Raw genomic sequence first — 12694 nt, forward strand, 5'->3', positions numbered from 1 at the left:
CTAGTTAATTGATTCTATTGACATGATTAACTGTATTTTTAATTTTGGTATTATTTTAGTTAATTGCAGACTTAGGATATTGAGTTTTTGTAAGCTCTATTAGTTAATCCTTTGAAAAAAAAGACTTTGTTTGCCCCTGAACACATAGAAAAAAATTTGCACAATTGACTTGTGAAGTGTTTATTTTCATGCCATCATGGTGTCATTCTGAGTTTTTTGAGTGATTTTTATGATAAAAAAACTTCTAGGCTTTACTCTTGTTTTGGTCGCATATGATGCCTTTGCCGTAACGGAACTGGATTTATATCAGGCGCCATTAAGTAGTCTGTCTCAATTTTCACTTAAGAAGCCCTCTCCTGTGAGTGCACGCAAGGCAGCAACTCCAAGTGCAGAAAAAAATACCCTACAGCCAGTTAACCAGACTCAGGAGCGGGCAAAAACTATTATGCGATATCAGCAAATGTATCGAGGAATCCCTGTTGTTGGGGCACAAATTATGATTACTAAAGAGGATGGACAGGTAAACGGACATTTACTCAACGACATCCAATTGAATATACAACCTGCGCTGACCCCGAATCAAGCCATTGATTTAGCTAAAAAATCATGGTTCAGTTTTAATTCGCCAATGCCTACTTATGAAGAGATGGGCGAGCTACAAATTAGAGCAGAGCAACAGAATGAATTGAAACTGGTTTATCAGGTTTCATTTAAAACAACTCAGACTGATAATAAGCCGGCATGGCCATTTTTTATTGTTGATGCACAAAGCGGTGAGATCACCAAGCAATGGAATAACATTAAAAATTATAGGGATAGTGGCCCCGGTGGCAATGAAAAAGTTCATGAGTATTGGTATGGAAGAGATGGATTACCTTTTTTGGAGGTAATCCAAAATGGCAGTCAATGCATTATGGATACAGCCAAGGTAAAACTGGTTAATCTAGGATCGGCCTGGGATTGGGACGATCTTTTGAGCACTCCTTTTCAATATTCCTGCAACAAAAATTTGGAAGAAAACGTTAATGGTGCCTTTTCGCCAACCAATGATGCGTATTACTTCGGCCAAACCATTGTCGATATGTACCAGGAATGGTATGGAATCAACGCACTGCAAAATACGAATGGGACCCCAATGCAGCTAGTGATGCGCGTTCATTTTGGCCAAAATTATGATAATGCTTTTTGGGACGGGCAATTCATGTCTTTTGGCGATGGTGAGGATTTTTATCCTTTGGTTTCTTTGGATGTAGCGGGTCATGAGGTCACACATGGTTTTACCGAACAGCATTCAAATCTTGAATACCACGATCAGTCCGGTGCTCTTAATGAATCTTTGTCAGATATGGCCGGTCAAGCAGCACGTGCTTATCTCTTGGAAAAGTTTCCTCAGTTTTATAATAAACTTTATCTGGAGCCCAATACGGTAACATGGGGGATCGGCGAGACGATTGTACGCGACTCTTTTGGTAAGGCCTTGCGCTTTATGGATTTCCCTTCTTCAGATGGCAGTTCTGCTGATTGTTTGGATAAAAACTTAGCTCAAAGCCATGGCGCCTATTGTGCCATTAGTTACCCTGAGTTAGTTGCGTACGCTAAATCACGTATTCCCAACCCTCAAGAGCGACAAAATTTTATAGTGCATACAGCGAGTGGGATATTCAATAAAGCATTTTACTTATTGGCGAAGAATATAGGAATTAAAAAGGCTTATCAGATGATGATCATTGCCAACAGCAAATATTGGACACCAACGACCAATTTTACCAGGGGTGCTTGTGGCGTGCTTTATGCTGCAAAGGATTTGAGTGTGGATCAACCAATGGTTCAATCAGTTTTTGATCAAGTCGGTGTAAGTACCACAAGTTGTGCGGTTCATTAATGCTATTGCAGTAGGTTGCGCCAAGGCCCAACCTGCTGTTTCCTAATTATACAACTGCGTCAAAAACGGCTTATTTGTGTCTCTACTCAGCTCACAAAGAACCTTTTTTGATCTGCGTGTTATTTGCTGAGCAATGGAATTAGTATATAATACGCAGTTCAATATTTATTTAGGTTGTTAGCCGAATGGTCATCTTTTTTATTACTCTAAGCATTTTGGTATTAAGCCTGATTTGCGTAGCTGTGATGGTTTTTAAGCTCATTCGTCAGCCCGCTGAGCCTTTATCTTTAATGCAATATTTGAAATTAACTGTCAGCGGAGTGATTGCTTTTATTGCAGATACTTTGGGCGTCGGTAGTTTCGCTGTTAACGTCGCTTTGGCTAAGTTTTTGGGCACATTCCGTGATGATGAAATGCCGGCTGTCAATAATGGAGCACAAGTAATCCCGGGAACAATCGAATCCTTGTTTTTTATGGGGTTAATTAATGTGGATTTAACCACTCTCCTAACCTTAGTTATGGGTACCTGTGTTGGTGGCTTGCTGGGTGGGTTTGTAGTAAGTCATTTAAGCAAACAAGCAATCCGTTTGTCGATGATATGCTGTTTTGCGTTAATTATTCTGCTTTTGATTTCACACCAATTCCGTTTGTTACCTGTTGGTGGTGAGCTCACGGAGTTGCATTCCTGGAAATTGATCGTAGGCTTTTTAGCAATGGTGGTCTGTGGCGCTTTAACTTCGGTAGGCGTTGGTTTGTTCGTGATGGTGCAAGGTGTCCTCTTTTTAATGAATATTTCGCCTGTGGTAGCATTTCCAATTATGACTACTGCTGGAGCCATGCAACAACCATTAACTACATTGGTATTCTTAAAACATAATAAAATTCCTCTAAAGAAAACCATGATCCTAAGTCTTTCTGGTTGTTTGGGTGTCCTAATTACTATCCCCATTTTTATGGAGTTAACCATAACCTGGTTGCATTACCTTTTATTGTTCATCCTGATTTATAATTTCTTTGCTGTGGGACGTACCTATTTACGTTCCAGACCCAGCAAACAGTACGTACAAACTCCAAGACCTGCTTCCCTTGTTGCAGCAGAATAAGTATCAGTAAAATCATGCCCTCATTTGGTGAGGGTGTGAAGTATATAGTATGATGAGCTAATTTTAAGATTAAAGTGACCGTTCAGAGGGTATGCTTGAATCTTGGGGGACGGTTGGATTTGAGCGCAGGTATCGCGAAAATGATCCTGAGGAATCAAGCATACCTCCGTATGTGAGGCTTTCGAAGCATGATTGACGCGGAAGAAAACCCAAAACAGCCGTTCAGTGAATAGGGCGTGAACACTTAGAGATTAAAAGAACCCGCTATGGATGAACCAGTCAGTAAATCACAGAAAAAAAGAGAAGCCGATTTTTTGCAAAAAATGGGTGTAAAATTTATCGACTTAAGTTTGACCAAACTTGATTTACTTCCCCTGCCAGAAAATTTGTATAAAGCGATTATCGAGGCAAAATCAATTAAAAGTCATGGTGCCAAAAGAAGACAAGCGCAATTAATTGGAAAATTGATGCGTGCCGCCGATTATGAAGAAATTTTGGCCGCTTATGAGCGGGTGCTTGAGGAAGACAGCGCAGTGACAGCATCTTTTCATGAGGTTGAGTATTGGCGTGATCGCTTAATCAACGAGGGTAAAGAAGCATTGACCGAATTTATTGAAGCGCATCAACCTGAAGACGTCCAGCATTTAAGACAACTCATTAAAAAAGCAGTTGATGATCAGCAGAAAGAAAAAAATACAGGCGCTGCCAAAGCACTTTTCCGCTATTTGAGGTCATCCATAGAATGAAGTATTCTCTATTTATCAGTTGCCCGCGTGGGCTTGAGTATTTATTAGAAGAGGAATTAAAAGCATTAGGCCTGTCGGTTACCCGGGTTAACCCGCAAGGCGTTTATGGAGAGGCCAATTTATTGACCTTATACACCTTATGTCTCTGGTCAAGAATAGCCAATCGCATCCAATTAATTCTTTTTAGCGGATACGCCGGCAATGAACAAGCCCTTCACCAACTGTGTACCGAATTTCATTGGCAGACGGTTTTTTCACATGATAAAACCATAGCGATTGAATTTCATGGGTCTTCCGAGCATATTCGTAATACTATGTATGGTGCTCAGGTAGTTAAGGATGGAATCGTCGATCATTTCCGACGATTGAATCATTCTCGTCCTTCTGTGGATAAGGAAAAACCACAAATTCTTATTCATGCCTATTTAAAAAATGACGTGGTCACGGTGAGTTTTGATCTTACTGGCTACAGTTTGCATCAAAGGGGATATCGCCATAAAGCTGGTGCTGCTCCTTTAAAGGAAAATGTCGCTGCTGCGTTACTGATGCGCGCTAAATGGCCAGAATTGGCTTCTAAAGGCTATGCTTTACATGATCCTTTTTGTGGTGCAGGCACCTTAGTTATTGAGGCGGCTATGATGGCGGCACAGATTGCCCCTGGGTTGTTGCGCCAAGATCAATCCTTGCAATATTGGGCACAACATCAATCCTCATTATGGGAAAAGATGCGGGTAGATGCCTTGAAGCAGGTTAAATCGATGCCATTGACTTTATTAGGCACCGATGCGGACCACAAAATAATTGCTATCGCACGTGCAAATGCCGAACGCGCTGGAGTGGCCCCATTGGTCGAGTTTAAAACTCAAGCATTAAAAGAAGTGAAGGCATCAGCAAAAAAAGGATTAGTCGTATGTAACCCTCCTTATGGAGAGCGTCTCAGTGAGGCGACCCATTTAGTCCCTCTCTATCAGCAGCTCGGCAAAATTTTGCATGAACATTATCAAGGTTGGCAGGCAGCAGTTTTGACTTCTAATCCTATGCTAGCTAAGGCTTTAGGATTACGTGCCAACAAACAATACACCCTCTATAATGGTGCGCTTGAGTGCAAGCTTTATTGTTTGGATATTCACCTTGCGAATGAGCTTAAAGGCAGCATGAGTAGTACTTTATCTGAAAGTGCACAAATGCTGTTTAATCGATTGGAAAAAAATTATCGTCATTTACAAAAATGGGCGAAAAAAAATCATATTTCCTGTTACCGAATCTATGATGCCGATTTACCTGAATACGCATACGCTATTGATGTATATAATGATTATGCTGTGCTCCAGGAATACGCTGCGCCTGCAAGCGTTCCTGCCCATAAAGCAGAGAAACGCAGCCTGGAAGTGATGCAAGTGGTCCCCAAAGTATTACAATTAGAGCCTAATCATTTGGTAGTAAAGCAACGCAAACAACAAAAAGGAAGTGAGCAATACCAAAAGCTAGGGCAAAGTCGACAATCTATGATTGTTACCGAAGGCCAAGCTAAATTAAAAGTCAATTTATATGACTATCTGGATACCGGTTTATTTTTAGATCATCGTTTAATGCGCTTAAGTTTCGCCAAATTAAAACCAGGAACGCGGTTTCTCAATTGTTTTTGTTATACCGCCAGTGCCAGTGTTCATGCTGCTTTAGCGGGTGCATTGACAACCAATGTCGATCTTTCTAATACTTATTTACGCTGGGCTGAGGACAACTTCAAGCTCAACCATATTGATTTATCAAAACATCAGTTTGTGCAGTTGGATTGCCGAGAATGGTTGAAAGTCGCTCGCGATCGTTTTGATGTCATTTTTTTAGATCCCCCCAGTTTTTCAAATTCCAAACGCATGACGGATACCTTGGACATCCAACGGGATCATGTTGCTTTAGTGAACTCTGCCATGCGGTTATTAAATCCAGATGGTGTTTTATATTTTTCTACTAACTTACGGCAATTTAAATTGGATCCTCTACTTAAAGAAAAATATTCAGTACAAGACATAAGCGCACAAACGATAGATCAGGACTTTAAACGCAATCAAAAAATTCATTATTGCTTTAAAATAATGATGCCGCAATTTGCTGAGACTTGAATGGATGACTCGTGTACAGGGAGTGCATATGAAAAAGCAAAAGAAAAAAAATATCCTAACCCCTGCGAATGTATACCAGCACATGCTGCGCAATGCTTTTTTTGGAATGCTTATGACCGCAGCCGCCCTTTTTATAGGGATGTTGGGATATCATCATTTGGAGCAAATGTCTTGGGTTGATTCGTTTATGAATGCTTCGATGATTCTTTCAGGCATGGGGCCTGCATCCAATTTGGTAACAATTCCTGGAAAGATTTTTGCCGGATGTTACGCGCTATTCAGTGGTTTGGCTTTTATTGCGATTATGGTGATTATACTTTCCCCTCTGATTCATCAGTTTTTTCGTAAGATTCATTTGGAAAGCAAAACAATCTATTCTGATGACAGTCAAAGCTAAAAACATCTTTAATCTTATCGGGAGCAGGTTGGGGAAAAACCCCAACCTACAGTATTAGAGTGTATCTTTATCAGGACCGTATATTTGTGCTTTTAACGAGGACATGAAGCCGGCCATAAAAAAGAGTTCGGCAACTAAGTACAAAGGAGCAATGAACGCTTGGCATAAATTATCCATGAAAGCGGGTTTCTTGCCCTCCAAATAATGGCCGTAAAATTGTAAACCCCAACCCACTATAAAAAAAATGATAAATGACCAAACGCCTAATGTTGTGGGGCCGTCTTGGCTAAACCAATTGGCGATTAATAACAGGATCAGCATTATAGGCGTAAGCGCCAAAGATAATTGCCAATTTAAACGAAAATAATAAATTAAAGCAATCACCGTACCTATACAGGCAAGGTTTGTAGCAAAAACCCCCGGCATAATTATTTTTATAAAACCCAACAGGATCATTACAGACAAGATGATGATGGGAACTCCTGCCATGTGCGTGTAGCGTGTCTGAATGTTTTGATGATATGCGGCGTAAAATTGCGCTTGTTCAATAAAGGATTTCATTTTATAAATTTTCTGATGGAAGTCCTTAAAACATAGCACATTATCTTAAAAAATACAGTTGGACTTCTTTGTAAGGTGGTAATCTATTGTAGCCGGATTAGCGCAGCGTAACCCGGAGATTTTGTACTGTAAAAAGGATTATGCTGCATCAATACGGGTTACCCAATACTCTGGGTACACGGTACTCTGTTACTTATCAAAAGAGTATGTTCCTACAATATAAAGAACATTGCCGTTGGTTGATGAACCAGGAACATAGGCGGCTTTTAGGGAAAGTTTTTTATAAAATACCCCAGCCCATGGCACTGCTCCTGGAAAAGGAATATTGTGGAGAATATCGGGACGTGCTGTAACTAAAATAGAAAATCCCAAACCTGCTTTAAACTCTTTAGTCAGGTTTGCTACTTTCAAATAAGCATATCCTGCCGTTGGTTCTAAGTTACGGTGCGAGTCTAGGAAAGCAAAGGCGTACAGACCGTGCCAATTGCCTTTCTCGTCAAAAAATCCTTTTCCAAATCCGCCGCCCCATGCAAGCTCGTTGTATTTTTTTTCTCGGAGCCGTTCGGCTGAATAGGTAAAGCGGTTATGCCATGCATAACCAGAAAGATAAAGATCGGTATTTCCCTCAGTCCATACCTGATGAAGGCGATGGCAAAAAGGTTTAAATAATGGAAGCCAATATTTACACCCTTTAGGTTCATCGGTTGTCAAAGCAACTTTATTGCTTTCTTGTTCTTTTTGCGTTACAGATGAAGAAGAAATAATGGAGGAATTACTACTGTACGTATTAAAAGAAAACAGTGTTAATAGACCAATAATGATCATTGGTAAGGTAAAGTTTTTCATTTAATTTAAACCTAAGCGAGATCTATACTACAAATATAAATTTGATCAGGGGTTCCTAGTCTTGATTTGGCAGCGTTCTTGCTTATTTATATAGAAATATGAGCTTCAAAATAGTGAGCATACCATGGACTTGTTTCGTAAAAAAGAGATCAATGCATCATTGGCGGGGGAATCCCAGCTTACTCAATGTCTAACGGCTTTTGATCTCACTCTTTTAGGTATTGGGGCCATTATCGGTGCTGGTATTTTTATTTTGACCGGAATTGTTGCGGCAAGAGATGCTGGACCCGGGGTTATTTTTTCTTATGTACTGGCTGGATTTGCTTGTATCTTTTCAGCTTTATCCTACGCCGAGCTGGCTGCATCTATAGGTGGATGTGGCAGTGCTTATGGATATGCTTATGCCGGTTTTGGTGAGTTAATTGCCTGGATTGTGGGTTGGGACTTGTTGTTGGAATATGCTATTTCTGTTTCTGCAGTTTCTGTCGGTTGGAGCAGTTATGCAAATGATTTCCTGATGGCGATAAAAATAAATCTTCCTAAAGTATTTTTACATGGGCCGGCAGATGGGGGTATCTTTAATTTATTAGCCTGCATGATTATTGCGACTTTAACCGCTTTATTAATTTGGGGGGTTAAATCAAGCTCCCGAGTCAATAATATTATGGTGATGATCAAACTTTTTGTGGTTCTTCTGTTTATTGTGATCGCCTCAGGAGAAGTGCACCCGGCCAATTGGTCACCATTCTTACCTTTTGGTTGGGAGGGCGTAATTAAAGGCGCCTCATTGATATTTTTTGCTTATATTGGATTTGATGCGGTATCCACAGCTGCTGAAGAAGCAATCAACCCCCAACGTGATTTGCCCATAGGAATAATAGGTTCATTATTTATTTGTACCGTTTTATATATTATCGTTTCCGGATTATTAACAGGAATTGCGCACTACAGTACGCTCAATGTTGCATCTCCAATTAGCCATGCTTTATTAGTTTTAGGTTATAAATCCGTAGCCAGCCTGATCAGTGTTGGTGCTATAGCAGGATTGACTACAGTCATGTTGGTATTATTTTATGGTTTAACACGCGTTATGTTAGCAATGACGCGTGATGGTTTATTACCTAAGTTTTTTTCCCAAACAAATCCATCGACTCACACTCCCATACGAATTATTTTATTGTGCGGTGTTTTAATGGCATCACTAGCTGCTTTTATTCCTATGGATATTTTGGCTGAACTGGTGAATGTAGGTACTTTATTTGCATTTTTTATAGTCTGTGCTGGCGTATTGTTTTTACGTTATAAAAAGCCAGAAATGCAACGTCCGTTCAAAACCCTCGGGATGCCCTATGTACCTATTTTAGGGATGGCAACCTGTTTTTATTTAATCATTCATTTGCCTTCAATTACCTTAATCCGTTTTGTGATTTGGATGGTGGTGGGTTTGGTAATTTATTTTTCCTTTAGTTACAGCCATAGCACTTTGAGAAAAAAATAGGCAAGTATTTCAGTTGGTTGCATGAGTTTAGAAATCTCCTCTCCCACAAGTGGGAGAGGGGTGGGAAGGTTCATTAGTCAAAATCCATACCTTCATCCGACCTGAGCTTCTCCCTCCAGGGAGAAGGAATTTTGATGGGGTTGGAGCCAGCTCTTCTTAAATGTGGCTTAAGGTCAATGCGGCAGAAATTATTCCTGCTGCAGGAATTGTAATGAGCCAGGAAAAGAAAATTCTTTTGAGCACAGGCCAATGGGTACCTACAATCCCGTTAGTTAAACCTACTCCAGCAATTGCTCCGGTTACGGTATGGGTGGTTGAGACGGGAATCCCACATTGAGTTGCAATAAAAAGCGAAACGGCGGCGCCAGTTTCAGCAGCACAGCCCTTCATGGTATCCAGTTTGGTTATTTGGGTACCCATAGTCCGGACGATGCGCCATCCACCGGCCAGCGTTCCAAAACTAATGGCAGCCTGACATGAAATAACCACCCAAAAGGGGACATAAAATGGGCCTTGAATCCAGGCGGATGAAAACAGCAAGATAGAAATGATACCCATGGTTTTTTGTCCGTCATTACTGCCATGGGTCAAGCTAAGTAGTGCTGAAGAACACAGCTGAAATCCTTTAAAAAGTTTCAGTTCAGTTTTCTTTTTATGGCGTGAAAATCGATTAAAAAAATAGGCCACAAGCAGCGCAACGCATAATCCAAACGCCGGCGAAATAAAAATTCCTCCAACAACTTTGATAAAACCTGATATTTTTAGGGATGAAAATCCTCCTTTGGCTATTGCAGCACCGGCTAGCCCGCCAACAAGCGCGTGTGTTGAGCTTGATGGAAGTCCATAATACCAAGTGACAAGATTCCAAAAGATAGCACCGACCAATGCCGCTAAAATAAAATGTGCATCAATAAGATCAGTATTAATCAGTCCCTCACCGATGGTTTTTGCTACGGTTAAATTAAAAACTAAAAAAGCGATGAAATTGAAAAAAGCAGCCCATAATACGGCTTGTTTAGGAGTTAAAACTTTAGTAGTAACAATCGTCGCTATAGAATTCGCGGCATCATGGAAGCCATTGATAAAGTCAAAGACATAGGCAATCAAGATAACAAAAAGTGTGAATAAAATGGCCGAGTCCATATCCAATAGTTCCTTGCGCCATAGCTTTATCTAGTTTAATTTCTAGAATTTCAACCACTTAATTGCGGATTTTGCTCCGTTTTCATCTGACTATTATACATAGTAACTGCTTTTAGTCATTAATTTAGAAACAACACGCATTAACTGTTTCACGACATAGGGAAGTTCAATACCCCCAGCCTTCAACGCAGTTGCTGCATGTTGTTCTTCATCTTTTTTCATTTGCATGAGAATCGCTTGCGATTTTTTATCGTGCTCGGGCAATTTATCTAAATGCCGTTGGAGATGAGTCGAGACTTGTCGCTCGGTTTCTGCAACAAAGCCTAAGCTGATTTTATCCCCGGCCAAGCCCGCCACTGCTCCTAAAATCATCGAGCCGCCATACCAAAAAGGATTTAAGATGCTTGGTTTTGAATCCAATTCCGCCAATCGTCTTTCACACCAGGCCAAATGATCCGTTTCTTCAGCCGCGGCATCGCTCATTTGCTGTTTTACATGCGTGAGTTGTGCTGTTAGAGCCTGGCCTTGATAAAGTGCCTGAGCGCAAACTTCCCCCGCATGATTGACCCTCATAAGACCGGCAATGTGTTTCTTTTCTGGTATCGAAAGCTTTGTGTCGTTAATTTGTTCTGCAGGTGAGGGGCGAGCACTCATTCTTTGTGCAGGAGGAAATAAAGTACGGAGTGCATTATCCACTTCAGCTATTAATGTATCAAGTGTATTCATGGGAAGCATGGTTTTTACAAAAATTTTGGACTTTAACCTATGATATCCTGAAGTCTGAGCTTCCTGCCACAATTTTTGGTTGCTCAGTAGGCTTTTCTGAGTTACGTTTTCCAAAACTGCTTTTTAACATGTCGCTCGAATCAGGCACCGCTATCTCAACGAATCCATCATCAAGAGCATTACCCTGGGCATCTGTTGTTCCCATATGGGCACTTACATTACTTGTTTGAGGAATATCACTATCATCAAAGGGCGTTACACCTAGATCCCTCTCAGGATAAATGGTTTTGCGACCGAGTGAATGCAGGACAACTAAAGACAAGGCTCCGGTCGCTAAAGAGAGTGTTGCTCCTGTAGCCGCGGAAAGCGATACGCCTATTAAAGAAAATAACTGGGCAAAGGGGTAGGCGAGAGTAGAGAGCATCGATAATGCTCCAGGCCCCATAGTCGGCATAAGGGCTGCGACGATAGGTGGGGCGAATACGGCGAGAGTCGCTATTACTCCGCCAATAAAACATACTGAGGCCAACGCGCTGAGATATCCTAAAGCAGGATGGATTTTATGTGCTGCTTTAAAACTGGCCATCGGTGAGGTAATGGTTCTAAGCAGATAGTTTGCACCTTTAAACAGCGCTTGTAGTCCGATAGTGGTAAGCAGCAAAACACTGCGTATGCTCTGGGTGAATGCATTGGTTGGTGCCCAAGAGAGGAGCTGGTTTTTTAAAAAGGAGAATGTTTCACTGAGCAAATTAAGCGGGAACTCAAGAGCAAGTGACAGCAAATTAGTTAATGGGCTGGTAATAAACTTGAACGTAATAAAATAAGCAATTTTAGAGCCTTTTGCTTGTGAGGGCCATCCCATAAAATAGTGCCCAAAATGATAGTTATTTCGTTCACCCTCATTCACAAGAGGTAAAAAGGTATCCTGCCAGGCCTTTTTCAAAAAGGAGAAAAAGGAGGTTTGGGGGACTTTTGGGGCATCTTGAGCATGAAGCTCTGTTGCCGAATTGCTTACCGGAGCGACTAATTCATCTAAAAGCGCTTCAGGACTTGGATCGAAATCGGGAGCATCCTCAAGTAAATCGGCTAAAGTTTTGATGAGATGCCCCGTATGATAACCACAAGTAATGCCATCAAAAAATGATTGGGTTCCTAAGCCATAGTATGTGGCTGGTTGGTTAATCCCTAAATGGCCCAAGCTCACTGTTTGCCCACGTTCTGCAAATGGATTTAGAGAATGAAACATAGCCCTAAGGATGCCGCCAATGCTATTCTTTGCCGTAGGTAATGAAAAGAAACGCTCAGGATTGCTGTATTTAGAGTCATAGACTTTAGGTTGTGCTCCATTTGGGGGAAGATGCATGGTGACAATGTGGCGTTCGGTAGCTCCTTCGCCTTCCACTCCAAACAAGATATGTTTTTTAGTTAAATCTTTTCTTGTCTCAAGAAATGCAAGAAATGTACTAAGTGATTCAACGGGTATTGAGTTATGCACAATAATCACATTATTACGGTGTTCTAGTGTCAGGGCTAACGCGGAAACATTGGTTTCAATGTCACCTTTAGCTTTTTTAAATAAAAACGGATAAGTAACATCACTAAGAAGGAAATAGCCAACCATAATAATCTTCGTCTGTGTGAACTACTTAATTATATATTGTTTATTGTTAAT

The 12694-nt window shown here is 40.9% G+C and carries 11 protein-coding genes; 6 read left to right on the plus strand and 5 right to left on the minus strand.

Annotation, left to right across the window (positions count from 1 at the left end; translation table 11 throughout):
* The first annotated feature begins 229 nt into the window (after window positions 1–229).
* The 5 genes from EL022_RS03385 to EL022_RS03405 all read left to right on the plus strand — a co-directional run bounded on the left by EL022_RS03385 (window position 230) and on the right by EL022_RS03405 (window position 6248).
* Entirely contained in the window at window positions 230–1882 is a 1653-nt protein-coding gene (locus EL022_RS03385; protein WP_028381416.1) for a M4 family metallopeptidase, read from the plus strand.
* Window positions 1883–2067: 185 nt separating this feature from the next.
* Window positions 2068–2985, plus strand: a complete 918-nt coding sequence (locus tag EL022_RS03390; RefSeq protein WP_028381415.1) for a membrane protein — start codon at window positions 2068–2070, stop codon at window positions 2983–2985.
* 266 nt (window positions 2986–3251) lie between these two features.
* A complete protein-coding gene (yjgA, locus tag EL022_RS03395; RefSeq protein ID WP_028381414.1) occupies window positions 3252–3731 on the plus strand; it encodes a ribosome biogenesis factor YjgA in 480 nt (159 codons plus the stop codon).
* Window positions 3728–5851 (plus strand): bifunctional 23S rRNA (guanine(2069)-N(7))-methyltransferase RlmK/23S rRNA (guanine(2445)-N(2))-methyltransferase RlmL, encoded by a 2124-nt coding sequence (gene rlmKL, locus EL022_RS03400; protein WP_028381413.1) that lies wholly within the window; start codon window positions 3728–3730, stop codon window positions 5849–5851. Before yjgA ends, rlmKL begins: the two co-directional genes overlap by 4 nt.
* 28 nt (window positions 5852–5879) lie before the next feature.
* The gene (locus EL022_RS03405; protein WP_028381412.1) at window positions 5880–6248 is read left to right on the plus strand and encodes a hypothetical protein; all 369 of its coding nucleotides are present in this window, start codon (window positions 5880–5882) and stop codon (window positions 6246–6248) included.
* Between the two features lie 54 nt (window positions 6249–6302).
* On the opposite strand, the gene EL022_RS03410 is transcribed toward EL022_RS03405, so the two are convergent.
* The gene (locus EL022_RS03410) at window positions 6303–6809 is read right to left on the minus strand and encodes an Mpo1 family 2-hydroxy fatty acid dioxygenase (protein WP_028381411.1); all 507 of its coding nucleotides are present in this window, start codon (window positions 6807–6809) and stop codon (window positions 6303–6305) included.
* 189 nt (window positions 6810–6998) lie between these two features.
* On the minus strand, window positions 6999–7655 hold the full coding sequence (pagP, locus tag EL022_RS03415) for a lipid IV(A) palmitoyltransferase PagP (protein WP_028381410.1): 657 nt from the start codon (window positions 7653–7655) through the stop codon (window positions 6999–7001).
* A gap of 124 nt (window positions 7656–7779) precedes the next feature.
* Between pagP and EL022_RS03420 the strand changes: the two genes are divergently transcribed.
* Window positions 7780–9153 (plus strand): amino acid permease, encoded by a 1374-nt coding sequence (locus EL022_RS03420; RefSeq protein WP_028381409.1) that lies wholly within the window; start codon window positions 7780–7782, stop codon window positions 9151–9153.
* Between the two features lie 156 nt (window positions 9154–9309).
* On the opposite strand, the gene EL022_RS03425 is transcribed toward EL022_RS03420, so the two are convergent.
* From EL022_RS03425 to EL022_RS03435, 3 genes are all read right to left on the minus strand, one after another.
* A complete protein-coding gene (locus tag EL022_RS03425; protein WP_028381408.1) occupies window positions 9310–10296 on the minus strand; it encodes an inorganic phosphate transporter in 987 nt (328 codons plus the stop codon).
* A gap of 93 nt (window positions 10297–10389) precedes the next feature.
* Window positions 10390–11022, minus strand: coding sequence for a 2-polyprenyl-3-methyl-6-methoxy-1,4-benzoquinone monooxygenase (gene coq7 / locus EL022_RS03430; protein WP_081776890.1), 633 nt, complete (start codon window positions 11020–11022; stop codon window positions 10390–10392).
* A 37-nt stretch (window positions 11023–11059) separates the two neighbouring features.
* Window positions 11060–12643: a hypothetical protein gene (locus EL022_RS03435; RefSeq protein ID WP_028381406.1), complete on the minus strand. Its 1584-nt coding sequence runs from the start codon at window positions 12641–12643 to the stop codon at window positions 11060–11062.
* Between the last annotated feature and the right edge of the window lie 51 nt (window positions 12644–12694).

Origin of the sequence: Legionella cherrii (genome assembly GCF_900635815.1) — a bacterium.
GTDB lineage: Bacteria > Pseudomonadota > Gammaproteobacteria > Legionellales > Legionellaceae > Legionella > Legionella cherrii.